At 36.8% G+C, this 26,002-nt stretch carries 29 protein-coding genes and 4 tRNA genes; 15 read left to right on the plus strand and 18 right to left on the minus strand.

Features of this window, described 5'->3' with window-relative positions:
- The 8 genes from ABMA79_RS12785 to lpxC all read right to left on the minus strand — a co-directional run.
- A partial coding sequence (locus ABMA79_RS12785; RefSeq protein ID WP_393093102.1) for a GTP-binding protein occupies nt 1-668 on the minus strand: 668 nt, incomplete at its 3' end.
- Nucleotides 669-916: 248 nt separating this feature from the next.
- A tRNA-Thr gene (locus ABMA79_RS12790) sits at nt 917-991 on the minus strand.
- Nucleotides 992-1,071: 80 nt separating this feature from the next.
- Nucleotides 1,072-1,147: transfer RNA gene (locus ABMA79_RS12795), tRNA-Gly, on the minus strand.
- 57 nt (nt 1,148-1,204) lie between these two features.
- Nucleotides 1,205-1,290: transfer RNA gene (locus ABMA79_RS12800), tRNA-Tyr, on the minus strand.
- A gap of 17 nt (nt 1,291-1,307) precedes the next feature.
- A tRNA-Thr gene (locus tag ABMA79_RS12805) sits at nt 1,308-1,384 on the minus strand.
- A gap of 65 nt (nt 1,385-1,449) precedes the next feature.
- Nucleotides 1,450-2,211, minus strand: a complete 762-nt coding sequence (locus ABMA79_RS12810; protein ID WP_392861551.1) for a TrmH family RNA methyltransferase — start codon at nt 2,209-2,211, stop codon at nt 1,450-1,452.
- Nucleotides 2,211-3,929 carry a proline--tRNA ligase gene (locus ABMA79_RS12815; protein ID WP_393093105.1) on the minus strand — a complete coding sequence of 573 codons (1,719 nt, stop codon included), beginning with the start codon at nt 3,927-3,929 and terminating at the stop codon, nt 2,211-2,213. Before ABMA79_RS12815 ends, ABMA79_RS12810 begins: the two co-directional genes overlap by 1 nt.
- 93 nt (nt 3,930-4,022) lie before the next feature.
- Nucleotides 4,023-4,940, minus strand: a complete 918-nt coding sequence (gene lpxC, locus ABMA79_RS12820) for a UDP-3-O-acyl-N-acetylglucosamine deacetylase (protein ID WP_392861549.1) — start codon at nt 4,938-4,940, stop codon at nt 4,023-4,025.
- Between the two features lie 225 nt (nt 4,941-5,165).
- Here lpxC and ABMA79_RS12825 point away from each other — a divergent pair, with 225 nt between their 5' ends.
- Nucleotides 5,166-5,588 (plus strand): hotdog fold thioesterase, encoded by a 423-nt coding sequence (locus ABMA79_RS12825; protein WP_392861548.1) that lies wholly within the window; start codon nt 5,166-5,168, stop codon nt 5,586-5,588.
- 3 nt (nt 5,589-5,591) lie between these two features.
- Here ABMA79_RS12825 and ABMA79_RS12830 read toward each other — a convergent pair whose 3' ends face one another.
- From ABMA79_RS12830 to ABMA79_RS12855, 6 genes are read right to left on the minus strand one after another with little or no spacing between them, the layout of a single operon-like run.
- Nucleotides 5,592-6,815: an amidohydrolase family protein gene (locus ABMA79_RS12830; RefSeq protein ID WP_392861546.1), complete on the minus strand. Its 1,224-nt coding sequence runs from the start codon at nt 6,813-6,815 to the stop codon at nt 5,592-5,594.
- Nucleotides 6,815-7,564, minus strand: a complete 750-nt coding sequence (locus ABMA79_RS12835; RefSeq protein ID WP_393093108.1) for a hypothetical protein — start codon at nt 7,562-7,564, stop codon at nt 6,815-6,817. The genes ABMA79_RS12830 and ABMA79_RS12835 overlap by 1 nt, the downstream gene beginning before the upstream one ends.
- Nucleotides 7,554-8,546, minus strand: coding sequence for a Holliday junction branch migration DNA helicase RuvB (gene ruvB, locus ABMA79_RS12840; protein WP_392861542.1), 993 nt, complete (start codon nt 8,544-8,546; stop codon nt 7,554-7,556). The genes ABMA79_RS12835 and ruvB overlap by 11 nt, the downstream gene beginning before the upstream one ends.
- Nucleotides 8,547-9,200, minus strand: a complete 654-nt coding sequence (gene ruvA / locus ABMA79_RS12845; RefSeq protein ID WP_392861541.1) for a Holliday junction branch migration protein RuvA — start codon at nt 9,198-9,200, stop codon at nt 8,547-8,549.
- A gap of 5 nt (nt 9,201-9,205) precedes the next feature.
- Complete coding sequence (gene ruvC / locus ABMA79_RS12850) at nt 9,206-9,751, minus strand: crossover junction endodeoxyribonuclease RuvC (RefSeq protein WP_392861539.1); 546 nt, start codon at nt 9,749-9,751, stop codon at nt 9,206-9,208.
- 28 nt (nt 9,752-9,779) lie between these two features.
- Nucleotides 9,780-9,953, minus strand: a complete 174-nt coding sequence (locus tag ABMA79_RS12855) for a hypothetical protein (protein WP_021267658.1) — start codon at nt 9,951-9,953, stop codon at nt 9,780-9,782.
- A gap of 63 nt (nt 9,954-10,016) precedes the next feature.
- Here ABMA79_RS12855 and ABMA79_RS12860 point away from each other — a divergent pair, with 63 nt between their 5' ends.
- The 4 genes from ABMA79_RS12860 (at nt 10,017) to ABMA79_RS12875 (ending at nt 12,827) form a co-directional block, all read left to right on the plus strand.
- Nucleotides 10,017-10,880, plus strand: a complete 864-nt coding sequence (locus tag ABMA79_RS12860; protein ID WP_392861537.1) for a bifunctional 5,10-methylenetetrahydrofolate dehydrogenase/5,10-methenyltetrahydrofolate cyclohydrolase — start codon at nt 10,017-10,019, stop codon at nt 10,878-10,880.
- A gap of 15 nt (nt 10,881-10,895) precedes the next feature.
- On the plus strand, nt 10,896-11,966 hold the full coding sequence (gene gcvT / locus ABMA79_RS12865) for a glycine cleavage system aminomethyltransferase GcvT (protein ID WP_392861535.1): 1,071 nt from the start codon (nt 10,896-10,898) through the stop codon (nt 11,964-11,966).
- Nucleotides 11,966-12,346 carry a glycine cleavage system protein GcvH gene (gene gcvH, locus ABMA79_RS12870; RefSeq protein WP_392861533.1) on the plus strand — a complete coding sequence of 127 codons (381 nt, stop codon included), beginning with the start codon at nt 11,966-11,968 and terminating at the stop codon, nt 12,344-12,346. Before gcvT ends, gcvH begins: the two co-directional genes overlap by 1 nt.
- A gap of 187 nt (nt 12,347-12,533) precedes the next feature.
- Nucleotides 12,534-12,827 (plus strand): hypothetical protein, encoded by a 294-nt coding sequence (locus tag ABMA79_RS12875; RefSeq protein WP_021267699.1) that lies wholly within the window; start codon nt 12,534-12,536, stop codon nt 12,825-12,827.
- A gap of 3 nt (nt 12,828-12,830) precedes the next feature.
- Here the strand turns inward: ABMA79_RS12875 and ABMA79_RS12880 are convergent, their stop codons facing one another.
- The 4 genes from ABMA79_RS12880 to xseB all read right to left on the minus strand — a co-directional run bounded on the left by ABMA79_RS12880 (nt 12,831) and on the right by xseB (nt 17,513).
- Nucleotides 12,831-13,721, minus strand: a complete 891-nt coding sequence (locus tag ABMA79_RS12880) for an energy transducer TonB (RefSeq protein ID WP_392861531.1) — start codon at nt 13,719-13,721, stop codon at nt 12,831-12,833.
- A gap of 72 nt (nt 13,722-13,793) precedes the next feature.
- The gene (locus ABMA79_RS12885) at nt 13,794-16,535 is read right to left on the minus strand and encodes a penicillin-binding protein 1A (RefSeq protein WP_392861529.1); all 2,742 of its coding nucleotides are present in this window, start codon (nt 16,533-16,535) and stop codon (nt 13,794-13,796) included.
- Complete coding sequence (locus tag ABMA79_RS12890; protein WP_393093109.1) at nt 16,532-17,266, minus strand: hypothetical protein; 735 nt, start codon at nt 17,264-17,266, stop codon at nt 16,532-16,534. The genes ABMA79_RS12885 and ABMA79_RS12890 overlap by 4 nt, the downstream gene beginning before the upstream one ends.
- 37 nt (nt 17,267-17,303) lie before the next feature.
- Nucleotides 17,304-17,513, minus strand: coding sequence for an exodeoxyribonuclease VII small subunit (gene xseB / locus ABMA79_RS12895; RefSeq protein ID WP_199177562.1), 210 nt, complete (start codon nt 17,511-17,513; stop codon nt 17,304-17,306).
- Nucleotides 17,514-17,695: 182 nt separating this feature from the next.
- On the opposite strand from xseB, the gene flgF reads away from it, so the two are divergent.
- From flgF to flgL, 10 genes are all read left to right on the plus strand, one after another.
- A complete protein-coding gene (gene flgF, locus ABMA79_RS12900) occupies nt 17,696-18,481 on the plus strand; it encodes a flagellar basal-body rod protein FlgF (RefSeq protein ID WP_392861526.1) in 786 nt (261 codons plus the stop codon).
- 6 nt (nt 18,482-18,487) lie between these two features.
- Nucleotides 18,488-19,333, plus strand: a complete 846-nt coding sequence (flgG, locus tag ABMA79_RS12905) for a flagellar basal-body rod protein FlgG (protein ID WP_393093112.1) — start codon at nt 18,488-18,490, stop codon at nt 19,331-19,333.
- Between the two features lie 17 nt (nt 19,334-19,350).
- Nucleotides 19,351-20,193 (plus strand): flagellar basal body P-ring formation chaperone FlgA, encoded by an 843-nt coding sequence (gene flgA, locus ABMA79_RS12910; protein ID WP_393093114.1) that lies wholly within the window; start codon nt 19,351-19,353, stop codon nt 20,191-20,193.
- Nucleotides 20,190-20,963, plus strand: coding sequence for a flagellar basal body L-ring protein FlgH (locus tag ABMA79_RS12915; RefSeq protein WP_393093117.1), 774 nt, complete (start codon nt 20,190-20,192; stop codon nt 20,961-20,963). The genes flgA and ABMA79_RS12915 overlap by 4 nt, the downstream gene beginning before the upstream one ends.
- 3 nt (nt 20,964-20,966) lie before the next feature.
- Nucleotides 20,967-21,971, plus strand: coding sequence for a flagellar basal body P-ring protein FlgI (locus ABMA79_RS12920; protein WP_392861519.1), 1,005 nt, complete (start codon nt 20,967-20,969; stop codon nt 21,969-21,971).
- Nucleotides 21,972-22,100: 129 nt separating this feature from the next.
- The gene (locus ABMA79_RS12925) at nt 22,101-22,544 is read left to right on the plus strand and encodes a hypothetical protein (protein WP_392861517.1); all 444 of its coding nucleotides are present in this window, start codon (nt 22,101-22,103) and stop codon (nt 22,542-22,544) included.
- Complete coding sequence (flgM, locus tag ABMA79_RS12930; RefSeq protein WP_392861516.1) at nt 22,537-22,869, plus strand: flagellar biosynthesis anti-sigma factor FlgM; 333 nt, start codon at nt 22,537-22,539, stop codon at nt 22,867-22,869. Before ABMA79_RS12925 ends, flgM begins: the two co-directional genes overlap by 8 nt.
- A complete protein-coding gene (locus tag ABMA79_RS12935) occupies nt 22,869-23,372 on the plus strand; it encodes a flagellar protein FlgN (RefSeq protein ID WP_392861515.1) in 504 nt (167 codons plus the stop codon). The genes flgM and ABMA79_RS12935 overlap by 1 nt, the downstream gene beginning before the upstream one ends.
- 11 nt (nt 23,373-23,383) lie before the next feature.
- Nucleotides 23,384-24,850, plus strand: a complete 1,467-nt coding sequence (gene flgK, locus ABMA79_RS12940; RefSeq protein ID WP_393093120.1) for a flagellar hook-associated protein FlgK — start codon at nt 23,384-23,386, stop codon at nt 24,848-24,850.
- 16 nt (nt 24,851-24,866) lie between these two features.
- Complete coding sequence (gene flgL / locus ABMA79_RS12945; protein ID WP_392861512.1) at nt 24,867-25,904, plus strand: flagellar hook-associated protein FlgL; 1,038 nt, start codon at nt 24,867-24,869, stop codon at nt 25,902-25,904.
- Nucleotides 25,905-26,002: the final 98 nt, after the last annotated feature.

Here is a 26,002-nt window from a genome sequence, read left to right on the forward strand (position 1 = left end):
ATTGAGAATACGTCTTCTACTGGCATTAGGAAATCAAGATCTGTTGCTCTAGCTGGAGTTGGGATATAAGCATCAACTTGTGCCATAAGCTCTAGAACTTTATCTTTACCAATTGCATCGTCTCTCATTTCAAGAGCTGCAAGTGCCGAACCAGCTACGATAGGAATATCGTCACCTGGGAAGTCGTAAGAAGAAAGAAGTTCTCTTACTTCCATCTCTACTAGCTCAAGTAGTTCTTCATCATCTACTTGGTCTACTTTATTTAAGAATACTACGATCGCTGGTACACCTACCTGACGTGCAAGAAGGATGTGCTCACGAGTTTGTGGCATTGGCCCATCAGCCGCTGAACAAACTAGGATCGCTCCGTCCATTTGTGCTGCACCTGTAATCATGTTCTTTACATAGTCAGCGTGACCTGGACAGTCTACGTGCGCGTAGTGGCGAGTTTCTGTTTCATATTCAATGTGTGAAGTATTGATTGTAATACCTCTAGCTTTCTCTTCTGGTGCTGAATCGATTTCGTCGAATTTTCTTACGTCACCACCAAGTGCGTTAGCTAATGTGATTGAAATTGCCGCTGTAAGAGTTGTCTTACCGTGGTCAACGTGCCCGATCGTACCAATGTTTACGTGGGGCTTACTTCTGTCAAAAGATTCTTTTGCCATGACTTAAGTCTCCTTAAAAAAGTTAAACATAACATTATGTTTGTCTTAATAATTACTATAACTAAAAGCTAAATTTGAGTTGTAAGTATCGACTATATTCGACTTAGATTCAACATAAAAAAAATGCCATCCAAGTTAAAATCTAACCCACAAATTTCATATTGCCATTTTGATAACATAAAAAACTTGAATTGCCAGTAAAATCTATACTTAAAGGCCACAAAAAAGTTTATTACGAGGAAAAAAAATGGAGCTCACGACGGGATTTGAACCCGTGACCTCTTCCTTACCAAGGAAGTACTCTACCCCTGAGCCACGCGAGCGCAAAATAAGATTCATATAATTTAATAATGAGTTTTGATTTTTGGCAAAAAAAAAAGATCCTCTAGGAGGATCTTTTTAATGGAGCGGGCGACAAGGTTCGAACTTGCGACATTCAGCTTGGAAGGCTGACACTCTACCAACTGAGTTACGCCCGCATAAGATTTAAATTTTATAACCTTTTAAAAACATTCTGTAAAGAATTATTTTCAAAATGGTGGCGAGAGATGGATTCGAACCATCGAAGGGATACCCCGACAGATTTACAGTCTGTTGCCTTTGGCCACTCGGCAACCTCGCCACAACCGCTGTAAAGAATGGAGCTGGCAATAGGACTCGAACCTACGACCTGCGGTTTACAAAACCGCTGCTCTAGCCAACTGAGCTATGCCAGCAAACATTACTTGCGATGGAAATAAGTTATAAAGTAGAATTAAAAACCTGGCAAGCTTTTTTTAACTTATTTTTTAGAAAAAACTTTTTCCATTGCAATTGCCGCAGCAACAGATACATTTAGCGACTCAATTTTTCCCATTGGCTCTAAACGTATTTTCTTTTCTAGTAGACGAACTGTAGCGTGTGACAGTCCTCTATCCTCTGCCCCAAGTACGAGGCATTTAATCCCATTGATTTCACCTAAATCATTATCATCAGTATGCTCTGTAAGCCCTATTGGAGTTACGTTACGCTTAATAAGTGCTGATAGAAACTTAGGTAAAGAATTGCATTTAACAATCTCAATATATTCTAGAGCGCCAGATGCAATACGGGCCATCGAAGGCCCAATATTAAAATTATTTTTTACTGCAAAAACAATATGAGAAACATTGTAAAATGCTGCTGTACGCATGATTGCACCAGCATTGTGGACATCTGTCACACCATCAAGACATAAGATTTTTACTTCTTCACCATTATCGATTGCATCAAATAATGGTTTTGTTTCCGATACTTCTTTCTGACTTGTTAACAAGAAAACACCTGATGGAACTCTTGTGTATTGAAAGTCTTCTTGGGCGTAAAGCTCTTTAGCTAGTTCTTGAACTTTATGAGAAGAAACTAGTTTAACCTTCACTCCATCAAGTTCTTGTTTTTTAATTCCGCCCATTTTGTAAAGCTTATCGATCCCTTCTTCACAGGCTACTAATTCGATAATCTGACGTTTAGGATTGCGAATTGCGTGTACAATAGAATGTACTCCAACAATGATATCTTGTTCCATTAAAGGTCCTTTAAAAGCTCGTTAACTTTTACGAGAAGCTCGTCTTCTGAAATTTTAATTTTTTCACCAGTACGTCTCACTCTAATCTCAAGTAGGCCATCTTCTTTGTGATCTCTTTCTCCAAGAACAACTTGAAGTGGTAGTCCTAAAAGATCTGCATCTTTAAATTTAAACCCTGGTCCAGCCTTTCTATCATCATAGACAACTTCTAAACCAGCTTCTACAAGCTTCTTATGAAGTTCATTAGCTTTTTCTTTGTATTCATCAGACTTAGTGATGGCAACAAATGATAAGTTGTATGGTGCGATTGCTGCTGGCCAAATGATCCCATTTTCATCATGGTTTTGCTCAATTGCTGCTGCAACTAAACGAGTTACACCAATACCGTAACAACCCATTAAAGGCGTTGCTGCCTTTCCATTTTGATCGAGAATAGTTACACCCATTCCCTTCGTATACTTGTCACCAAGTTGGAAGATATGTCCTACTTCAATACCTCTTTTAAGCTCTACTTGATGCTTTCCATCGAGAGTAAAGTCACCAGAGCATGCAAGTCTAAGATCAGCAGTTTTAATATCTTTAAGCTGTTCATTTGCGACAAAGTTCTCTAAGTGCATATCAACTTTATTTGCACCAACAACGTAAGCCCCGTCTAGATCAACTTGTGCATCAAATACGATTTCTAAATTATTAATTCCAACAGGACCAATGAAACCTTTTTCAAGGCCAAGAGTTTTTAATTCATTATCAGTCGCTGCAATTAAGTCACGTCCTGGATATACTTTTTCAAGTTTCAATTCATTTAGTTCATCGTCACCTAAAAGAAGTGCTAGAACAAAAATTTCATCTTCTTCATTCTTTGCTTTATAAACTAGAGATTTGATTGAGTGATATTCACTCTTTCCTAAGAAGTCGCAAACATCTTTGATTGTTGCTTTACCAGGTGTTGCAACTTCGGCCATATCACCTGTTTTAGATGCACTTTCAACCTTTCTTAATGTCTTAGCTGTTTCTATATTGGCCGCATAACCTGCTTCATTTGAATAGATAATTGCATCTTCACCAGCATCAGCGATTACTTGAAATTCATGAGTTTTAGCTTCACCGTCGGCCATTGCTCCACCGTCAGCAACAACTGCTGAAAATTCAAGCCCTAGACGATTAAAAACATTTTCATAAGCTTCATACATTCTATCGTAAACTTCATCTAAACATTCTTTTGAAGCATGGAAAGTATAAGCATCTTTCATGATGAATTCACGCCCGCGCATTAAACCAAAACGTGGTCTAATTTCATCGCGAAATTTTGTATTAATTTGATAAAGAGAAAGAGGTAAATCCTTATATGACTTTATTGTTTTTCTAAAAACATCAGTGATGGCCTCTTCGTTTGTTGGCGAGATACAAAGATCGCGATCTGCTTTGTCTTTAAACTTAAGCATCTCACCACCCATTTTATCCCAACGGCCAGTTTCTTGCCAAAGCTCACCTGGAGTAACAACAGACATTAGCATTTCGTAACATCCGGCCTTATCCATTTCTTCGCGAACAATTTGCTCTACTTTGCGAATTGAACGGTAGCCCATTGGTAGATAATTATATAATCCAGCTGCTGACTTATGAATTAAGCCCGCTCTCATCATTAGCTGGTGTGATGCAATTGTTGCATCTGCTGGCACTTCCTTATAAGTTTGCCAAAAACCCTTTGATAGAATCATAGTATTTTCTCTCTTTTATAACGCGTGAAAATCCATACCATTGTACACGCTGTTATTCACACAATAAATGTTAAATATTTTTATATCGACTGATTAAAATGACGGCGCAAGGGCCATGGGCAGATCAAACGCCTGAACTGCTTCTTTCTCAAGAGAAGTCGCTGATACAATTTCGTATGCATCTGGCGTCTCAAGAAGCTTGCGACAAAGAACGTTGTGAACGTGGTGACCAGACATGTAAGTAGTGATTTTTCCAGCGATCTCATAACCAAGAAGGCTAATATCACCTACAGTATCAAGAATTTTATGTCTTACGAATTCATCATCAAAACGTAATCCATCTGGGTTCATTACTTTAAAATCATCTAGAACAATTGCATTATCAAGAGATCCGCCCTTAATTAGACCTTTTCTCTTTAGCATATCAACATCTCTTAAAAGACCAAATGTACGAGCACGGCCAATTTCTGCGATGTAATTCTCACACGTAAATTCAAATATCTTACGTTGAGTTTTGATAATTGGGTGTTTAAAAACGATAGTTGAATCAATCACTAGCTTTTCACAAGGTTCGATTCTCGCCCATTTTTCGCCAACTTTAACTTCCACCGGCTTAGTAACCACTAGGAACTTCTTAGTTTTATGAAGTTGTTGAATTCCCGTCTCTTTAATAACGTATAGGAAAGATGCACCTGAACCGTCCATAATTGGAACTTCTGGCCCATCGATCTCGATGTAGCAATTATTGATACCAAATCCATAAAGAACAGAAAGAAGGTGTTCAACAGTGTGAACAGCACCTGGACCTGAACCAATAGCAGTATTATTCTCAGTCGCCCCAACAGTGTCTGCAGTTGCCTTAAGAATTTGTGAATCTTTAATGTCAGTTCTTTTGAACTGAATACCAGAATCTGCTTCAGAAGGATGTAGAGTCATTGTCACCTTCTTTCCAGAATGGATCCCAATTCCTGTAATCATCACTTTTTTCGCTATAGTTCTTTGGTTTAACATTAAAAATCACCTAATTTTAAGTACTTTGTGTAATTTTAAACTGAGCAGCAATATATAGCAAGTATCGTCATAGATGAGCAAAATATTACTGAATTTCCTGTCCTAGAGGCTTTTGTAACAAAAATTAACCAACCCTTCCACTCTTTTAACAATAACCGTAAAATAAATGCAGATGTTAAAACAACGTTAATTTAATTACATGAATGGGTTAAAGAAGGTTTACTGATGGAAAATTTATTTAATAATCTTGATTTAAAAGAAGTGAATAGATTCAATGCTGGATGCTGTGTTGAACACCTGGCAATTACAATTACTGAAGCTGGAAGTGATTACTTAGTGGCCACGATGCCTGTCGATGAGAGAACGAGGCAGCCATACGGCGTCCTTCACGGTGGAGCAAGTTGTGTCCTAGCAGAATCTGTAGGCTCTATAGCTTCTAATATTATTTTGGATTCTTCAAAATACTATGCAGCAGGTTTAGAGATTAATGCTAATCACGTTCGCCCAGTGCAATCTGGCATTGTAACAGCAAAGGCAACGGCCGTTCACCTTGGGAAATCGACCCATATTTGGGATATCCGCATCACAGACGAGAAAGACAAATTAGTTTGTATCTCTCGCCTGACGATGGCAGTTATTAAAAAGTAGTTTTTATTTTTTCAAAAGACGAGTTGGCATCTCAAAGGCTTCGTTAGTGAGCTTCTCACCAGTCTTTGGATGCTTTACTGTTCTAAGTGCTACGAAGTGAAACAGAAGTGGGTTGATTGAGTAGATCTCATTTAAGATCTCTCTTTCTTCTTCTGTAATAAATCCCTTCTCCACTAGATCAGTCGTGCGATAGATCCAATTGATTGCAGGTAGTGGATAGTCTGATCCATACATTACACGATGGTGAAATTGTTTATTTTCAATCATCTCAATTAGAGGCTCACTTAGTCTTTCATAAATAATGAGGGCCGAAAGATCTGTGAAGAGATTCTTCTCATATTTCTTTTCCTTGAATAGTCTCCAGAAAAGATCAGAACACTCTGCCTGTACTCCACCGTTATCTAAGTCTTCACACTTACCACGAGATGCCGCGTGAGAGATGATAACATCAACACCGAGATCAAGTGCATGACGAAGTCGAAGTGGGTTTCCTAACTCTTGAAACTTATCCCCTTCAACGGCCTTCTCCTCACCTGCGTGAGTAATGAGTGTCATATTATATTTTTTAAGAGTTTTGTAAAAAGGAATAACCTTTTCATTTGCAGGATCAATCCCCATTGCATTTGGAAGCCACTTAACAAATTTCACACCACGTGCTGCCCACTTCTCTAGTTCTTGAATTGCATCTTTACGATAAGGGTGAACAGAGGCAACCATCTTAAAGTTTACTGGATGTTTTTGTGACAACTTCCACACGTATTCATTTGGAACGTGAAACTCTGAATGCTTTAAATCTTTGCTTCCATCTAATTTATAGTGGTAATCAAAAGCTAGTGCATAAGCAGGAATAAAGTGTGGCTGGTAAGTCATTAAATCAACAAGACGAGAAACATATTGCTCATCGGCCTGAGATTCATCATCAACACCTGAAGCTGTAATATAAACATTGAAGCGATTATACTTTGATAAATGATTATACCAATCTTGCATTTCAGGGTTTACCCAAATACCACTTCCGCTATTTCCAAGCCCTACAATATGTAGGTGAGTATCTCTCAATTTTTTAAGATCAATTCCATCATAAGACTTTTCAACAAAGTCTTTCACGTGCTTTGGTAATTTATCGTATTCGTTTGGTTCGTAATCAAAGTCACCACCAAGTTTCCCATATAGAAGAGAGCATGATGACAATAGCATTGCTAGTGTAATTAATAATAAATTTTTCATTAAAATAACCTTAGACCTTTTTTATAGTCGTATTTAACTTGTAGAAGTACGCTGAAGTGGTCATGATCATCACGATCGTGATTAACTCCTAAAATAGTATCGTATGTCCACTTATCTCTTTTAAATTGATTTAGGAATCCAACAAAAGCTGTGTCTTGCTTACTTTTTTCTGCCCACGAACGAAAATGTAAAACACCAAATGTATAAGTATCACTATATTGATAAGCGATAATATTTCTCATGACATTAACAATATCGTCTGTGTAAATTTCCATTGAGTGAAGAGCATTAACGACAATTCCTGAATAGCCGCTGTACTTGAAAAACTCTCTTTGAAAGTCATTGATCGTAACTAATTTCTTATAGGCCAGGACATTTTCAACTCTTAGATATGAGCGTGTCCCATCTGCATCACAAATTTGCGTTTCACAATCAAAAGTTGAAAGCTCTTTTGACGAGCGCCAAACTTGCTCTGTTCCTGCAGTGAACCCTAGAATTGAAATTGGGAAAAAATCGATTCGTCCACCGACTGAATTGATTGTTCCACTTGTGTTGAAATAAGCCGATTCACGAATAAATCCATAAATCTGGTCATTGTAGCGCCACATTTCTTGGCTTATCCCGGCGTCTACTCGAGCAGCTGCTCCAAGAATATAAGAACGATAACCAGCAGTTGCTGATAAATCGTAAGTGGCCTGAATGTTAAACGTAATTAGACATAAACACAGAAGTAAAAACTTATTTTTCATCAATCAACTCTTTTGCAATTTGTGAGATCTCGCGACCTCTTGGCGTACGTATTAAAAAACCTTCTTTTAAAAGAAATGGCTCATAAACATCTTCAATCGTGGAGCGATCTTCAGCAAGAGTTGCACAAAGCGCTTCAATACCAACAGGTCCCCCACCATAATACTCTTGAATAACAGAAAGAATGCGTCTATCCATGCGATCAAGACCATGTTCATCAATTTCCATCATTTCTAGTGATTTTTTCACATCATTTATATTTACGTGAGAAGAATCACGAACAATGGCGAAGTCGCGAACACGGCGAAGGACACGATTGGCAATTCTTGGTGTCCCACGAGAACATCTTGCCATTAACAATTCCGCATCTGCATCGATTTGAATTCCAAGTTTCTTTGCATTATTTGAAATAATTACTGCAAGCTCGTCGGCCTTATAAAAGTCGAAATGGAAATGGGCCATAAAACGATCACGTAATGGATTTGATAAAAGTCCTGAGCGTGTTGTAGCACCAATTAGAGTAAAGGGCGCAATTTCAATTTGCATTGTTCTTGCGGCAGCGCCATCACCAATGACAATATCTAAGCGGTAATCTTCCATCGCCGAGTAGAGAATCTCTTCAACAGAAATATGCATACGGTGAATTTCATCAATAAAGAGAACATCACGAGGCTCTAGGTTTGTTAAAATAGCAGCAAGGTCTCCCTTTTTCTCAATGGCCGGTCCAGAAATGACGTGTAGCTGACTTCCCAGTGCATTCGCTATAATCATGGCAAGAGATGTCTTTCCAAGCCCTGGAGGCCCAGATAAAAGAGCATGGTCCATTGACTGCTTACGCTTTACTGCTGATGTCACCATGACATCAATATTTTGGACGATTTTTTTCTGGCCAATATATTCAGAAAAATCCTTTGGCCTTAGAATAACTTCTTTTCTTGTTTCTTCTTCATCAAGAGTAGGATCAAAAAAGCGACCTTCAGACATTTACACCTCTTTTAAAACGAGGTGAACAAGTTGTTCAGCTCTTGTTATTTGATTTTCATCTAAAATTCTCTTAGCAAGTGGCATAACTTTATCTTCTGTAAAGCCAAGCTCCTTACATGCCATGATTGCATCATTCATAAGAGCAGAGTCATGACTTACCACCTCTGTTATAGTTTCTTCGAATAACTCAAGATTAAGTGGTGCTTGTACCGAAGTCTCACTAGACTGAGTTGCTGTAGCAGAAGCTTTCGAATACATTTTTATTTTTTGTGCTTTTCCACTTAAATCAAGAATGATCTGAGAAGCGGCCTTGGCACCAACACCAGGTGCCTTCTGTAGTGTTTTCTTATTGTCGAAAGTAATAGCATCGATAATATTATCGACACCAATACTTGTTACAAGAGCAAATGCCCCTTTAGGACCAACACCCTTAACACTTAGTAATAGTTCAAATGTTTTCTTCTCACGAAGTGAGCGAAAACCAAAAAGCTCTTCACTTGCCTCTTTCACAATATGTGAAATGAAAATCGCCGCAACTGAGCCCTCAGGTAAAACATGTTGAAAATAAATTTGGTGTCCTACTCCTGAAGGAGTAAATAGAATTAACTCGTTTCCATCACTGAAAACAACTTCGCCTTGTAATAGACCGATCATAAAACCTACTTAGAAAATACTTCTTTTAATGTACGTGCTTTTGTACGAGTATGAGACGATTTTCCCTTTATTTTTGCTCTTTGTCCACGATTCAACGCGTGACAAAGCGCTATAGCAAGGGCATCCGACTCGTCATGTGATTTAAAATCTAGCTTACCAAAGATCATACTCAGAGCGCGATCAACACTTTCTTTTGAAGCAAGTCCATGTCCTGTAACACTAGATTTTATTAAGTTTGGTGAATACTCTGTGATCTTCCCCTGATACTTTTCAGATAGACCTGCGATAAGAGCACCTCTTGCTTGAGCAAGCTTAGATAGTGCTGGAATACTCTTTACATAGATGAGTGCCTCGACAGATATTTCATCTGGCCTATACATTGAGACAATATCTTTAATTGAAGAAGAAATCGTAGCTAAACGATCGAGAAACTCTGGTATCTTATCAAATTTCAGAACACCTGAGTCGACATACTTAAATTTACGACCTTCCACTTCGATAACGGCCCAACCAGTAGTACGAGATCCGGGGTCAATTCCTAGAATATACATAGATTTAGTATAAACGAAAAATTCGAATTTACGAGCGATCTACGCCTTTTATCATGTGGCCAATATAAAAAACTGCTGATCCACCAATAAATTGATAGAGCTCAAGCATTTCATAGTCACCTTTTTGTAAACCAACAAAAAGACAAAGCCCAACTGATGCGAAACCGATTAATTGTAGTGCTAATCCTAACCAAAAAAACATATCACTTGAATACGACTTAATTCTGAAATTGCCAATACCAAGCTATAAAGATAATATGTGTTAATGCAAAATGAGACAAAATTACTATATGCGCAACCAGTCATAGAAAGGCAAGTTGAACTCCTTAAACAAGAGTGTATCACCCTGAAAGAACAAGGTGTGGTTCCTTGTTTGAAAGTAATTCTTGTTGGTGATAATCCAGCAAGTGTTATTTATACAAATAGTAAGAAGAAATTTGCAGAAAAAATTGGTGCTAGTTGTGAAATTGTTAATTTAGAGAAAACAATTAGTGAGGAAGAGTTCCTTAAAATTGTTAATCAATTTAACGAAGATCCTCTTGTCCATGGAATTCTTATTCAACTACCACTTCCAAAATCACTTTCACAAATTGATACAACAGACCTTGTTGTTCCTCACAAAGATGTCGATGGTTTTCACTACGAAAATGTTGCTAAACTTTACCGAGGCCAACTTGGCGAAACATCAATGATTCCTTGTACACCAAAAGGCATTGTGACAATGGCCAAGTACTACGGAGTAGATTTTTCAGGAAAGAATGTTGTTATCGTTGGTAGAAGTCTTATTGTTGGTAAACCACTTTCATTATTACTAACAAACTTGAATGCAACAGTTACACTTGCGCATTCGAAAACACAAAATTTAAAAGAGCTAACTAAGTCTGCAGATATTATTATCACGGCCATTGGCTCACCTAAACTCTTTACTAAAGAGTACTTTAGAAATGATCAATCACAAGTTGTCTTTGATGTTGGTATCAATCGAAGCAGCGAAGGAAAGCTTTGCGGTGATTGTGATTTTGAAAATATTAAAGATCAATTAGCGGCCATTACTCCAGTTCCTAAAGGAATTGGTCCAATGACTATTTTCAGTGTCTCTCAGAATTTAATTAGCGCCGCTAAGAAATAAAACCTAAGGAAATTTATGAAACAAACATCACTTACACAGGCGCATCGCGACCTTAAGGCAAAAATGGCAGACTTTGCAGGTTATGAAATGCCGATTCAATATGCTGGCGTAAAAGCTGAAGTTGAAGCCGTAAGAAGTAACATCGGTGTTTTCGATGTTTCTCACATGGGTGAATTCTTTGTAACGGGGCCAGATGCAGTAGCATTCGTTGACTATATTATTACTAATGATTTTACAAATGCTGAAACTGGCAAAGCTGTTTACTCACCACTTTGTCGTGAAAACGGAACAGTTATTGATGATCTGATTGCTTACAAATTAGAAGCTCAAAAAGTTTTAATTTGTGTAAATGCTGCAAATATCAATAAAGATTGGGATTGGATTTCATCAAAAACTGAAGGTTTTAATATTGAACTAACAAACCAGTCAGAAGACTATTCTTTACTTGCTATTCAAGGTCCTAAAACGGAAGAAGTTCTGTCTAAACTAGGCTTTGACTCAGTAACAAGCGCTGCTTATTACTCAGCATACGAAAGTGCTTGGAATGATGCTCCGGTTATCATGGCAAGAACTGGCTATACAGGTGAAGATGGATTTGAAGTTTTTGGTTCACATGAAACAATTCAAAAACTTTGGTCAGAACTTCTTGGAGCAGGAGTTACTCCTTGTGGACTTGCTTCACGTGATGTTCTAAGACTGGAAGTTTGCTATCCACTATACGGTCACGAGTTAAATGATGAGTTAACTCCTCTGGATTCGGCCCTTAAGTGGACAGTAAAGCTAAACAAAGAAAATTTCATCGGTAAGAACGCACTACAAGAAACGACGCCAACTCATCGACTTGTTAAACTTTCTATCGACAAAGGTATTCCAAGAGAAGGCTACGAGATCTTAAATGACCAAGATCAAGTCATTGGAGTTGTAACTAGTGGAACGATGTCTGTGACTAACTCTCAAGGGATTTGCCTTGGTCTAGTAAAGCGTGATTTATTTCCTGAAAATAAGAAATTTAGAATACAAATTCGAAAGAATGTAATAGATTCAAACTATCATACAAAACCATTTGTTACCGGAGGGCACAAATAATGACTAATATTCCAACTGATCTTAAATATACAAAAGAACATGAGTGGGCAAAGATTGAAGGTGATATCTTAACAGTAGGTATTACAGATTTCGCACAAAACTCTCTAGGAGATATCGTATTTGTTGAGCTACCTGAAGTAGGTCAAGAATTCTCTAAAGATGACACTTTTGGAGTTGTAGAATCGATTAAGTCAGCAAGTGATCTTTATATTCCAGTTTCTGGAACAATTACAGAAATCAATGAAGAACTTCCAGATTCACCAGACAATCTTAACTCTGAGCCGTATGAGTCTTGGATGATTAAGGTGAAAATGTCTAATCAAGATGAACTTTCAGATCTTCTTTCAAACGAAGAATACGAAAGCCTTTGTCAAGAATAAACAAAATAAAATCTGTTTTAATTTCTTACATATGCCCTCGAAATGAGGGCATTTTTTTATTTCAGTAACTTACAAATTTCTCACCTAAAAATATTTTCAATTGACCAACTTTTTCCTTTACGAAGTCCTACTAAGGCTTCATACTCGCATTCTCCAATGTTCATCAATAAATAGAGACAGGTATTAAATGCATAATCAAGAATCTATTCAGCTAATCAATACGGCAATCATCAAGGGTAAAGAGAAGAAGATCGATACTACTTATGAGGATAGATTAAACCAAGCATGTAACTCGTCTGCTATTGCAGCTATTTCAAATGCCATTCAACAATTAGCAGAAACTGATCGTATCTCTTACGATCAAGCCGCTATTAAAATCGTTGAAACGATAAAAGAATTAGATCAGGTTTGGACTGACTACGTTCTGATGGAAGGTATTAACAATATTAAAAAGATGCTTAAAGGAAATACAAAGCACTAAGCCTTAGTTCTTTGTAACAGCAAAGCCCCAATCGATATTTGCATGACCATTCTTAACTAGGCCAGATGGTGGGTTAGGAAATGGGCCAGCTTTATTAAAGGCCTCAACTGCAGCGTCATCTAACTCTTTTACTCCAGAAGTACCATTAACGATTACATTAATGATTTTCCCATCATTATCAAGCACAACGCGTACATTTGTTAGAAACTTTTCTCCCGCAGGTCCACGACGATTCTGACGATATAGGGACTCCATTTTTTGTCGTAGAGTTGATCCCCAATGCTGCTCTAATTGCTGCTTAATTCTAAAGTAGAAACCATAATACTTATATTCAACGGTATTAAGTTTAGTGAAGTCACCTAATTTCACATCTTCAAGATGATCATTTGAACTGGCAATACCTCTATGATTCTTGCTACCAGTTTTTGTCCCCTTAACTAGGTTTTGATCTTTTTCGAGTGGAGAATTTTGTGCTACAGCAAAGTCCTCAAAGCTAATTCGTCCAGTCTTAGACTTTGTTACTTTACGCTGCTCTTTCTTCTTAGTTTTTGAGCCTTGTTTTTTTTGATCGATTTTAGAATTACCAACACCACCTATATTGAAAGCGGCAACTTCTTTGGCCTTCGTTTCACGATCAACCTTATTATTAGTTTCACTCAAGTATTTGGCATCATCTGCTACTTCTTGATTTGTCTTAGCAGCTGTAACAATTTGGCGTGGCTTTTCTCTATTGAGTCTCAGACGAATTCGCTCAGGCTTTTCTTCCTCTTGAGACTTTGTCAGAGATAATGAAAAAGATGTTAGTTTTGAAGGCATCAAAGAAATATGTACTACTAGCGATAATGCTATTGCTAAGTAGATATAAGTCTTATGGTTTTTGTGAACTAATTCCAAAGTGTCTCCGAGAAACTAACTATTCTTTAGCCTTCTCGGAGAAAATATCGAAAAATTTACTACATATTTTGATTAATTGTTAAAGAAATCATCATCTTCAAGAATTGCACCTGTTTCTTGACTATTTTCCTCTTTCTTAAAGAAGTTATTCTTAGAATTAGATCCAGGTTCAGTTCCTTCAACAAAACTTTCCAAAAACTTTGATCCTGAGCCATTTGCTAGCTCGCCAGTTTTCTTATTAATTGAAACGTTAACAATACCAGCTGGCATCTGGAAATCTCTTTCCCCATAGATCTGAATTGAACGTTGCATATATGATTTCCAAATAGGCATCGAGGCCTTAGTTCCTGTTTCAGGCCAACCCATTGTCTGGTTGTCATCCATCCCTGTCCAAACACCAGTAACAATATTTTGTGAAAAGCCTAAGAACCAAGCATCAACATAACTACTCGTTGTACCTGTCTTACCACCTAAGAATTGACTTACACTAAGAGCACGTCTTCCCGTCCCATTATGAACAACACCCTTAAGAAGATTTGTCATAATATAGGCCAGTCTTGGATCATAAACTTGTTCTTCGTCTAAATTTAATAAGTATGGATTAACTGCTTCTTTTTCAAACTCATTATGAGAATCACTTTCCTTTTCACGAACATTATCAGTTTGATTTAAGTTTTTAGATTCTTTAGCAAGCTTTTCTAACTCAAGTTTGGACTGTGTCGCAAAGTCATCCTGAAAGAAATACTCTTTTCCATTACGATCTGTAATTGAGATGATTGATTTAGGAAGAACCTTCTTCCCACCGTTTGGAAAAATTGAATACGCACGAATCATTTCGAGAAGCGTAACACCAAAAGAGCCTAGAGAGATCGACATATCATTTGGCATATCGGCATGAAAATTAATACGATCGAGGTAGTTGAAAATTTTATTCATTCCTAAATCAAGAGCTATCTTAATTGTTGGAATATTTCTACTAAACTCAAGAGACTCTCTAAATGTCATTGGCCCCTTAAACTTTCCATCATAGTTACGAGGCTTCCAATTTAGCGCTTGATTAGCACCACCGAGGGCCTCAGGAGTATCTAAAATGATAGTATTGGGTTGATAACCATTTTCCAGTGCTGCCGCAAATAAGAGTGGTTTAAAGGCCGAGCCAGGCTGACGTTTTGATTGAAGAGCACGGTTAAACTCACTCTTTTCAAAATCAACACCACCAACCATTGAGATAACTTCCCCAGTAAATGGATTAAGACTTAAAAGTGCTGCTTGAACTTTTGGCTCTTGTTCAAGTGAACATTCAAGATACATTTGTTCTTCTAATGTCTTATAGTCTTTAAGCTTCTTATAAGTATTGGCATATTGAGAATATACATGTTCAGAAAATTTTGAACTGAAGTCCTTAATTTTCACATGAATAATATCACCCTTCTTTAAGATATCATTTGGGTTTTTCACGTATGCGAAATACTTTCTCGCATCTGTATATTTTCTCTCATGGGCCCAGCGATAAGACTTATAAGGAATCACACCTGTAATACCACCAACAGAAATAATGATATTTCTCATGCGTCTATCTAAGCGCAGAACAACGGCCTTATATAATTTATCTTTTTCTAACTGACCAAGTAATTGATCTTCAGAACTATATCCAGGATAAAACCTCGAAGAATAAAGCTTCGATAGTTGCTCTTGAGTAAAGTCTTTCAATACAGCAAGCTCATCTTCTTTTAGTTGAAGCTCATACTCTCTTTCATTATTTTCAGTAAGAGTGAAGTAATTTGACTTATCTTTATATAACTCAACTCGAAACTCTTCGATATATTTGTCTAGCTCTTCTAATTCAATGTGACCTATTGGCCCTTGGAACCCTTGACGCTTATCAATTTCGTCAGCACCTATTTTAATATTTTCTTCGGCCGTTTTTTGAAGGTCATAATTTAGAGTTGTTTGAACAGTAAATCCCTCAGTAAGAAACTTTTCCTCACCGACAATATCAATTGCCTGTCTTCTAACCCAGTCCGTAAAGTAGCCCGCAAGGAAAGGACTATTTCTTCTAAGCTGATACTTTATTTTTTCTTGAAGTGCTTCTTGATACTCTTCTTTAGTTATTTTTTTGTTCGCGAACATACGGCCAAGAACATAGGCTTGTCTCGTTTTAGCATGTTGTGGATTACGGTAAGGAGAATACTTTCCTGGAGCAACAAGAAGTCCAGCAATAAGTGCAGACTCTGCCACAGTCGCTTCATTTAATTCTTTATTAAAATAGCCTCGAAATGCCGACTTAACACCGTAGTATCCACCACCAAGATATACTTGATTTAAATAGAGAAAGAGAATTTCTTCTTTATTAAATCTTTTTTCAATTTTTTGAGCGAGAAGGAAATCTTTAATCTTTCTAGTGATTGAACGCTCCGATGAAAGTAGTAAAGATTTTGCAACCTGTTGAGTAATTGTTGAACCACCTTGTACAACACGTCCTGCCTTAAGGTTTGCAATAAGAGCTCTCATAACTCCAAAATAATCAACACCATCGTGGTTATAAAAATTTGAATCCTCTGCTGATAAGAACGCGTCAACAATACGTGGAGGGATTTCATTAAATTCCACGACCTCTCTATTTTCTTTACCAATATTATAGAGAACGACCCCATCCTTAGATAAGATCTTTGATTTAATTGGTGGGTTGTAATCTGCAAGACTACTAATTTTAGGTAATGTAAAAGAAAAATATACTAGTATCGAGAAGACAAATAATCCTCCAAATAAAACCAAGAAGGACGTTAATACTAATAATCTTTTTAAATGTTTCATAAATTCTCTTTTATAATTTCACACTTCTTCATTAAGCTATAATTCTGCTTAGGCATATTGATTTGAATCATTTTACCATTTATCTGACTTTTAGAAACCGATAAGTTTTTATCATATGTAAAGACGAACACTCTCTGGGCAATTAGACGAGAGATGTCTTCTGAAGTAATTTCAATTTGAGCGGCGAGCACTTTCTTATTATTTTCAATATTATTTTTTACACCATCAATAATATTACCTTTCGTATTGAAGGTAATATTTCCATTTGCTGCAACATTTGTAAGATAATAGGCAATGCTAGATTTCTTGATTGCTCTAGCGTTGATCTTTAGATTTTCAATTACTTCATTCGCATCATTTCGTTCTTTTAATCTAAAAAATTTCCACTTAACAAGTTCAGGCTTTTTTGTTTGTGAAAGCATGGCCGCAATCGCAGAAGAACTTCCAATACCCGCAACAAAATTAATTTTCACATCATTCTTCATAAGACATGAAACATAATCCATTACATCAGTATTAAAATTTTCACTGGCACCAATAATAATACCCACTGTATTAATACGTTCACTTTTTAAGCTTTGATGTGTACCACCATTAACTTGTCCAGGTCCATACTCAGTATATGACGATTTTTCATCGACTGAAGGTATGACATTTGTCTCTTCAGCATCAACTGAGATTGTCACCACTCTTTGCTCTTCTTCTGGTTGAGTCTGACAAGTGTTGCTCAAAAAAACGAAAACTAAAAATATAAGAATGAAGTTTAACTTATTCAATTTCTTTTTCTTCTAATTTATCTGTAAGTTCTAAAACTTTCTTTTCCACTTTTTCAAGGTAGCCCTTGCTATCAGTATATAGCTTCACACCTTCTTCGAAGTTTTTTAGACTGTCATCAAGAGTAAGTTCACCTGATTCAAGTCCATGAACTAGTTCTTCTAATCTTTTTAAGTTCTGTTCAATATCAATTTTCTTGGCCATATCTCACCGTGTCATTTTCTTAACGTTATTAAATCCTATATGAACTAATATTCCCATACTTTGCATGTTCTTTAAATAAAAAGGTGTGATAATCACTACTTACATCGTGGGTCATTTTTACCTATGTAGGTAATTTGGCACCCTGGTTGGTATAGTTAAAGAAGAATTTGCCAGGAGGGCAGATGAAAGAATTATGGGTACCGCTATCCGGTGCAATCGCACAACAACAGAAAGTTGATACAATTGCCAATAATGTTGCAAATGCCAACACGCCTGGATTTAAGAAAGATCAACTCGCATTTAAAGAGTATTTAACAGCACTAGATAAAGGTGTTGAAGATATTGATTTACCAAATAAAGAATGGGCACCAGAAGACTTCTATCGTAGCTATGGAGCTGAACACGCGATGGTAAAGGTCGATGGATCATTCACAAATTTTACTCAAGGAACACTCTCTCCAACGAGTAACCCACTTGATATTGGTCTGCGCGGAAATGGATTCTTGGCAGTAGAAACACCAAAGGGTGTGCGCTACACAAGACGTGGAACGCTTTCTCTGCGTCAAGATGGTGTAATTACAACACAACAGGGATATCCAGTTCTTAATAGAGAAGATAACCAACCAATTTCAGTTCCACCAGGTACGAGAAATATCACCTTCGCTCTTGATGGTGCAGTCTATGCAAATAACAACCAAGTTGGAGCTCTAAATATTACTGAATTTAACGATATGCACGCCTTAAGAAAAGAGGGCAACTCACTGTATATCAATAATAATGAAGGCAACCTTAAAGAACAGATTAATACTTCCGTTCACCAAGGTTTCATCGAGCAATCTAATGTTAACGCCGTTTCAGAAATGTCAGAGTTAATCAAAGCTCACCGTCATTTTGAATCAATACAAAAAGCAATTAAAACTTATGATCAAATTAGCTCTAAGTCAGTTAATGAAATGATCAAATTTTGAGGTAGTATGAAAAATATTATTCTATTTATTACATTCCTACTCATGGCCCGCTATTCATTTGGAATGATGAAGGCTCTAAATATTGCAGCAACAGGGATGGCGACACAAGAGATGCACGTTAACACGATCTCAAATAACGTCGCTAACTTAAATACCATCGGATATAAAAAGCAAAGAGCTGAATCAGAAGATCTTATGTATGAAACAATCACTGAAGCTGGCTCACGCTCAGATGCAAACTCAAATTACACTGTTGGTGTACAAGTTGGTTCAGGGTCGAAAATCAGTGGTGTAAGAAAAGTCTTTTCAGCAGGTGCACCTAAAGTAACAAATAACCCATTTGATCTAATGATTAATGGTGACGGTTTCTTTGGAATCATTAAACCAAATGGACAAATCGTTTATACAAGAGATGGTGCATTTAATGTAAATGCTCAAGGTCAACTTGTTTCAAAGCAAGGCTACCAAATCTATCCAGGGATAACATTCCCACCAGGTGTTGCAACGGTTAGCATTGGTAATGATGGAACAGTTGAAGCCTACTTTAATGGACAAGTAGAGCCGCAAGTCGTTGGACAAATCCCAGTATTCACATTTGTTAATAACCCAGGTCTTCATAACGATGGAGGTAACTTCTATCGTCAAACAACTGCGAGTGGCCAACCAATTCAAGGTATTGCGGGAACGAATAATACAGGTTCGATGCAACAAGGAGCTCTTGAAATGGCCAATGTAAGTCTTATGAATGAAATGACGGATCTTATTAAGGCGCAAAGGGCCTATGAGATGAACTCTAAGGTAATGGGAGTAGCGGATCAAATGCTACAAACTGTTAACAATATTACAAGATAATAGGAAGAAGAGAGAGAGTGTTTAAACTAATTCTTTTAACATTTATTACAGGCCTTTCTTTTGCAAGTAATTGTGAAGTATCGATGGCGCAAAAAAACTATCGTATCGAGAATTCTGAAGTTACTTACAAGTCTGAAAATTGTAATCGTTCTCAACTTGAAATTCTTAATGAAATTCTTATTTCAGCACGTGGTAATTTCTATTTAAATCACAGCCGAGACTTAAAAGAGAATGATATTAATTTTCTAACTAAAGATGCAGTAATCATCAATTTAGATGAGACAATCAAAACACAATTTACAATTCAAGATGATTGGAAAATTTCATTCAAATCGAGAACACCAATTAAATCAATAACAACTGATAATTTAACAACACTCGAGCTGATGTGTAATGACTGTAATAAGCTTGGTCACAACAAACTAAAGATTTCATTAGATGGTATGACGAAGTGGTTTGATATCGTTGTTCAAAAGCCAGTTAAGGCGGTTGTTGCCAAGAATGAAATTGGCCTTAGCTTTAAGTCGATCAACACAAATAATGTCGAAGAAAAGACAATTTATACAACAGATGAGAAGGCCGTTTTTAAGAATCTAGATGAAATTGCTTTCTACAAATCAAATAAAGTTATCTCGCCAGGTGAGACGATTAATAAAAGAGACATCTCCCCTATTAATCTAGTGACATTTGGTGTTCCGGTAAAAGTAATCCTTAATAGCAATGGAATTAAACTAACTGGCCAAGCGCTACCAATGTCGACAGGCAAGTTACAAGATTTCATAAAAGTGAAGAATGTAAAAACTAACAAGGTATTCACAGCGAAAGTAATTGGACTCAATGAAGTGAAGGTAGATTTATGAGAAAAATTTTATTTTTAACACTAGCACTACTAACGACATCTTGTGCTAACTACATTAACAAAATGTATAATGAACTGGATGGTGTTAACCAAAGAGAGCTCGAACAAAAAAGAGCAAACGTTGATAATACATTCGATCAATATCGTAACTCTTATGGGGATAGAAGACAGACTTCGGCAAATACTCCAAACATGGCACCACAGGTGCAAAGAAGATATAACAATAATCAATTATCTCAACGTCAACAACAGCAACAACAACCAAAAAGAGTAACTGCAAATAATTTCCATGATCATGGAAACACAGGCAGCCTTTGGGCCGGTAATGGGAATGAGAACTACCTATTTACAAAAAATAAATGGAAGAGAAACGGCGATATTATTCTAGTAAACGTTCAGACTCGACTTAAGAATGATATTACAATGGAGCTCAAAAGGGCCTTCCCACCGATGCCAACACTTGCCGGGCAAAATCCTGAAAGTACAACAGCAGCGACTACACCAGGTCAGGCACAAACACCTGCAGGAGCCGGAGCTGAAGAGGGTGAAGACACAAGTGCATCAAATAAAGTTCATGACAAAATATCGGGTGTTATTGTTGAAGAGATCAGTCGTGATCACCTACTTGTCCGAGGACAAAAAAATGTTCTCTTTAAAAATCGTAAACACCTAGTTGAATTACAAGCATTAATCTCACGCAAAGATATTAATGAAGACGATACAATTGATTCGACAAAATTTTTAGAAAGCTCTGTAACGGTATTGAGGTAATTAATGTTTAAAAAGTTAATTTTCGGTCTTATCCTTTTATCTTTTGGAACTCATATTGAGGCAAAGATGAGTCGTTTGAAAGACCTAGTTGATGTTAAGGGCGTTCGTAAAAACCCTATCGTTGGTTATGGTTTAGTTGTTGGACTAAATGGAACTGGTGATGGTGGTGGAGAAGTAACAAATACTTCACTTAAACGTATGTTTCAAAAGCTTGGACTTAATCCACAAAATGAAATTAGTTCAAAGAACGTTGCGGCCGTAATTGTGACAGCAGAACTTCCATCTTTTAGCCGAGTTGGGCAAAAAATGGATGTAAAAGTTTCATCGATTGGTGATGCTTCATCACTTGCTGGAGGTACTCTTCTTATCACTCCACTTAAAGGTGGTGACGGAAATGTATATGCCGTAGCAAATGGTTCAATTTCAATTGGTGGCCTAGAAAATGGTAAGAAATTTGCGACAACAGGACTTATCCCACAGGGAGCAATTGTTGAAAGAGAATTACAATTAGACTTTGATAAGAAAAAATCATTGAGACTAGCACTTAAGAGTCCTGACTTCACAACAGCTGCCAGAATTGAGAAAACAATCAATCAAGAGCTAGGTGGAAAGTATGCCATAGCAAAAGACTCAAACACTGTTGATATTATTGTACCAATACAGTACCAAAGAAAAATCGTCCAACTTTTAGCGATCATCGAAAATTTCAAAGTTCACACAGATCGCATTGCTAAAATTATCATCAATGAACGAACGGGTACTATTGTTGCTGGTGGAGACATTACAGTTAAAGCGGTAGCGATCTCACATGGTGGACTTAATATCCAAGTGAATGACAAGAAGAAAGATGGTGGTGAAGGAAATGTTCGCTTAGTTGACAAGACAACTACACTAAATGATCTGGTTAAAAGCCTTAATGCACTAGGTGCGACACCGGAAGATTTAATTTCGATTTTTCAAGCACTTAAGAGAAACGGTGCTTTAGTTGGAGAAATTGAGCTAATTTAACTTTCAATGTCAAATAGCATTTTTTACCATTTTTTAGAGCTAGGTATAAAAAAACTAAAAAAAATGTTAAAATATTAATGATAATGGGCTTTTCAAGGATTGAACGGCCAGAAACTCAGGATGAGTATTATGAATGAAATCAAAATTCATAGACCACAAATTCAAAACAGAAATGCACAAAATTCTGTTCGTCCTGCAAATTCTGACAAATATATTCCTGAAGAGATCAAAGGTGCAGCCCAAGGGCTAGAAGCACAATTTAACGAGTTAATGGTTAAAGAAATGACTAAGTCGCTAAACAGTGGCGTGCAAAGTACAGCTGGTAATTTCTATAACGGTCTTATGACAAGTGAGCGTGCTAAAGCACTTGTCAAAGAAGATAGCCAAATACAGAAGATGATTTTGAATGAGATTTATCCAAAGCATATGAGGAATGAACAAAATTATCAAAACTATTTGGACAATAAAAATAAATATGCACAGAACCAAATTCGAATTGAAGAAGGACCAACTCAACCTTCTCAATCAATAGCAATGAAGCAGGCAAAACAAATTGGAGTAAAGTATGAGTAGTGTAACAAATACGAGATCAAGTTTCTTTCCAAATGCTAAAACTACGGCCGATAGATCACAAGAGATCCAGAAGCAAGCTCCAATTAAGAGAAACACGATTGCTCAGAAAGCTTATATTGATAGTCAAACAAGAAATGATGCCAGAGTTTCAATACCAGAAGCAGTAAAAGATTTTGCACATATCAAAAAAGCAGTTGATGCTGCACCAGAAGTTGATAACTCTGCAAAGATTGCTGCACTTAAAGCACAAATCCAAGGTGGAACATACAAAATGGATTATGACAAAATGGCAGATAAAATTCTTGGGGAAGAGTTCGGAGTATAATGAAAACACAACTAGCAACATATTACTTTCAAATCACAGATATCTGGAAGTCACAGTGTGAGCTTCACTATAAGTTATTTGACTTAACTTGTGATGAGTACGCTCTCCTACTTGACAGTAAAATTGATGAGCTAGAAGAAAAGGTTTCTGAAAAGTCAGAAATCATTTCAAAAATAGAAGTAAATGAAAAAGCAAGAAACCAAATTCTTGCAAATATCCAAAAGGATTACAAAGAATTAAAGATTAATTCAATCAATGACCTTGTTGATTTTTTCTCTAAGTTTGAAGCAGAAAAAGAAGGAAAACACTTATTTAGATTTAATAGTCTTTTGGTAGATATTATTGAAAAGATTCAAACACAGAATAAGAAGAACCAACTATTTATTAACAAAGCGCTAAACTCTCTTCGTGAGATCAGAGAAAGTGCAATGGGTACTAAGACAGTATCTACATATAACGCCAAAGGTATCACTCAGCAACGATCGCTTGAGCGAAATCCTTAATTGGAGATTATTTGTCTACACGTCTGTTAAACATTGCGAATACAGGACTCAACGCCTCTAAGAAATCACTAGAGGTGACGTCACATAATATTTCCAATGCGAATACAGAAGGGTATTCTCGTCAGCGTGTTCACCAGCAATCAAATATGCCACTTATCAAAGATGGTTTAATAACTGGTAGTGGTACAAGAATTAAAAGTATCAATCGTGTTCACGATAAATTTGTAGAAAGAAAATTACGTGACAGTCAAAGTAGTGAATCCTACTACAATAATAGAGCAGAACAAATGAGTCGTGTTGAAGATATCTTTAATGAAATCGACAACGAAGGACTCAATCAAATTCTCAATAATTTCTTTAACTCGTTTCGTGATCTTGCAAATCAACCAGAGAACGAAACAGTACGTTCAGTTGTGCGTGATAAAGCACAATTAATTGTAAAAGACTTTAGAAGAATCGCAGAGACTCTAGACGAGATCTCAAAAAGCATTGATGACAAGATTATGATCTCTGTTAAAGATGCCAATCAGCATATCGAATCTATTGCGACTTTAAACAGAAAAATTCGCGAGCTTGAAGCAACCGGTGATGAAACCGGAGATCTTCGAGATCAACGAGATCTATCAGTAAAAGAATTATCAAAAATTATAAAAATTCACACATATCAAGATGAGCGTGGAAATTATAACGTTCAATCCCCTGGGGTTGGTACACTTGTTACAGCAGCTCAAGCACAAAAGCTTGGAACATATGTATTTGGAAAAGATGAATCGACGAATGGCCAAGATGGTTCAATGGAGATTTTCTGGGCAAGCCGCTCAGGTCAGCAAATTACAGAAAAATTCCAAGGTGGCTCACTAGGTGCTGTAATTAAAGTTAGAAATAACGACATTAAACAACTGAAAGAAAAATTAGACCAAACAGCATTTGAATTTATGAATTACGTAAACGCTATCCACAGAAGAGGATATGTTAACCGTGAGATTCAAACAGATGCTAATGGTAATCCTGTTGCAATGGATAATAAAGGTCCAACAACAGGAAATAACTTCTTCTCTACCCCAATGCAAGTAGAGGGAGCAGCACTTAATATTGACCTAAGTGATGCAATCAAATCAGATATTTCGAATATTGCAACTGCACTATCTCCAAATAGTCCCGGGGATAACCGTGTTGCTATTGCAATCTCTAAGCTACAGCATGAAAGGCTAATGTCAGGTGGTACAGCAACTCTAGAAGAGGACTACCTTAAAACAGTAGGTAATGTTGGACTTGAAACAGGTAAGGCCAAGCTAGACGCTGAACAATCAGAAGGTCTTCTAGCACAAGCAAACTCAATTCGAGAAAGAATTAGTGGTGTTTCGATCGATGAAGAAGCGGCAAATATGATTAAGTACCAGCACGCATATGAAGCTGCTGCTAAAGTAATGAAAACTGCAAACGAGATGTTTGATACTGTCTTATCAATTAAGCAGTAAATAGGATTATTGAAAAATGACTAGAGTGTCAGAAAATTCAACGACTCTTTCAATTAGGCATACGCTTAACAAGCATAAGTCTAAGATGGAAGATCTGCAAATGAAGGGTACGACTCTTAAGAGTATGCGTAAACCTTCAGATAATCCTGCAGCAAATATTGAAGCACTACAAATTTCTAGTGTAACAAAAGATAATTCACAATTTAAAAGAAATGCAGACTTCGCACTTCTTCAATTAAATATCACAGAGAAAGCTCTTGAAAACCTAACGGATATTATGGGTAAAGCCAAAGAGATTGCCATTGCGCAGTCTTCAGATATCTACAATGAAGATGTTAGAAATAACGTTGCAAACGAAGTACATCAACTAAAGAATCTGGCCCTTTCAATTGCAAATAAACGTGTTGGACAACGCTATATTTTCTCAGGTTTTAAAACGCTTGATACTCCGTTTAATGAAAATGGTGAGTACCAGGGTGACAATGGCCATATAACTCTTGAAGTTGGAAAAGACTTCTTTGTTCAGGTTAACCTGCACGGAAAAGAAGTATTCATGGCCGAATCTGAAACAGATTCACAAGTTAACCACCCCCTAGAAAAATTTCCTGAAATGGCGGATTCGCGAGAAAAAAGTAAAAATCGCGAGATTATGTCCGAAGAAAACAATCGAGAGATCGCATCAACTCAAATTGGGGAAGATGCCGGCAAGTATAAAGAGTCAGCTAACCTTTTTGGTCTTCTTGATTCACTTGCAATCTCTTTAGAAAATAATGACGCTGATCAAATTCAAAATCTTTTAGAAAAATTTGATACAGCAGTAACACGTCTCGTTACATTACGAACACGTGTAGGTTCAGTCGCAAGTTCAGTTATGACAAATGTGAACACGATTGATGCAAATAATATCGACAATATGGAAAGAAAGAGCAAGCTCGTCGATGCAGATGTTACTGAATTATTCTCAGACATCACGCGTCAGCAAGAGATCTTGAAAACTGCGTACAAAACTTCTGAAGGCCTTTTAAACAAGAACCTATTGGACTTTCTACGCTAACACGCTGCTGCTACTTTTTTTTTATTTAGTTGATTTTTTACTTGATTTTTAAAGTTATGGATAATATATGAACCATTACCTGATGAATCAGGACGGTT

Source organism: Halobacteriovorax sp. HFRX-2_2, assembly GCF_043196705.1.
Lineage (GTDB): Bacteria > Bdellovibrionota > Bacteriovoracia > Bacteriovoracales > Bacteriovoracaceae > Halobacteriovorax_A.

What these genes read in the sequence shown, in the direction of transcription:
- ABMA79_RS12810 (WP_392861551.1), bottom strand. Translation starts at nt 2,211, where the DNA reads ATGGAACAAGATATCATTGTTGGAGTACATTCTATTGTACACGCAATT.
- ABMA79_RS12815 (WP_393093105.1), bottom strand. Translation starts at nt 3,929, where the DNA reads ATGATTCTATCAAAGGGTTTTTGGCAAACTTATAAGGAAGTGCCAGCA.
- lpxC (WP_392861549.1), bottom strand. Translation starts at nt 4,940, where the DNA reads ATGTTAAACCAAAGAACTATAGCGAAAAAAGTGATGATTACAGGAATT.
- ABMA79_RS12825 (WP_392861548.1), top strand. Translation starts at nt 5,166, where the DNA reads ATGGAAAATTTATTTAATAATCTTGATTTAAAAGAAGTGAATAGATTC.
- ABMA79_RS12830 (WP_392861546.1), bottom strand. Translation starts at nt 6,815, where the DNA reads ATGAAAAATTTATTATTAATTACACTAGCAATGCTATTGTCATCATGC.
- ABMA79_RS12835 (WP_393093108.1), bottom strand. Translation starts at nt 7,564, where the DNA reads ATGAAAAATAAGTTTTTACTTCTGTGTTTATGTCTAATTACGTTTAAC.
- ruvB (WP_392861542.1), bottom strand. Translation starts at nt 8,546, where the DNA reads ATGTCTGAAGGTCGCTTTTTTGATCCTACTCTTGATGAAGAAGAAACA.
- ruvA (WP_392861541.1), bottom strand. Translation starts at nt 9,200, where the DNA reads ATGATCGGTCTATTACAAGGCGAAGTTGTTTTCAGTGATGGAAACGAG.
- ruvC (WP_392861539.1), bottom strand. Translation starts at nt 9,751, where the DNA reads ATGTATATTCTAGGAATTGACCCCGGATCTCGTACTACTGGTTGGGCC.
- ABMA79_RS12855 (WP_021267658.1), bottom strand. Translation starts at nt 9,953, where the DNA reads ATGTTTTTTTGGTTAGGATTAGCACTACAATTAATCGGTTTCGCATCA.
- ABMA79_RS12860 (WP_392861537.1), top strand. Translation starts at nt 10,017, where the DNA reads ATGCAAAATGAGACAAAATTACTATATGCGCAACCAGTCATAGAAAGG.
- gcvT (WP_392861535.1), top strand. Translation starts at nt 10,896, where the DNA reads ATGAAACAAACATCACTTACACAGGCGCATCGCGACCTTAAGGCAAAA.
- gcvH (WP_392861533.1), top strand. Translation starts at nt 11,966, where the DNA reads ATGACTAATATTCCAACTGATCTTAAATATACAAAAGAACATGAGTGG.
- ABMA79_RS12875 (WP_021267699.1), top strand. Translation starts at nt 12,534, where the DNA reads ATGCATAATCAAGAATCTATTCAGCTAATCAATACGGCAATCATCAAG.
- ABMA79_RS12885 (WP_392861529.1), bottom strand. Translation starts at nt 16,535, where the DNA reads ATGAAACATTTAAAAAGATTATTAGTATTAACGTCCTTCTTGGTTTTA.
- xseB (WP_199177562.1), bottom strand. Translation starts at nt 17,513, where the DNA reads ATGGCCAAGAAAATTGATATTGAACAGAACTTAAAAAGATTAGAAGAA.
- flgF (WP_392861526.1), top strand. Translation starts at nt 17,696, where the DNA reads ATGAAAGAATTATGGGTACCGCTATCCGGTGCAATCGCACAACAACAG.
- flgG (WP_393093112.1), top strand. Translation starts at nt 18,488, where the DNA reads ATGAAAAATATTATTCTATTTATTACATTCCTACTCATGGCCCGCTAT.
- ABMA79_RS12915 (WP_393093117.1), top strand. Translation starts at nt 20,190, where the DNA reads ATGAGAAAAATTTTATTTTTAACACTAGCACTACTAACGACATCTTGT.
- ABMA79_RS12920 (WP_392861519.1), top strand. Translation starts at nt 20,967, where the DNA reads ATGTTTAAAAAGTTAATTTTCGGTCTTATCCTTTTATCTTTTGGAACT.
- ABMA79_RS12925 (WP_392861517.1), top strand. Translation starts at nt 22,101, where the DNA reads ATGAATGAAATCAAAATTCATAGACCACAAATTCAAAACAGAAATGCA.
- flgM (WP_392861516.1), top strand. Translation starts at nt 22,537, where the DNA reads ATGAGTAGTGTAACAAATACGAGATCAAGTTTCTTTCCAAATGCTAAA.
- ABMA79_RS12935 (WP_392861515.1), top strand. Translation starts at nt 22,869, where the DNA reads ATGAAAACACAACTAGCAACATATTACTTTCAAATCACAGATATCTGG.
- flgL (WP_392861512.1), top strand. Translation starts at nt 24,867, where the DNA reads ATGACTAGAGTGTCAGAAAATTCAACGACTCTTTCAATTAGGCATACG.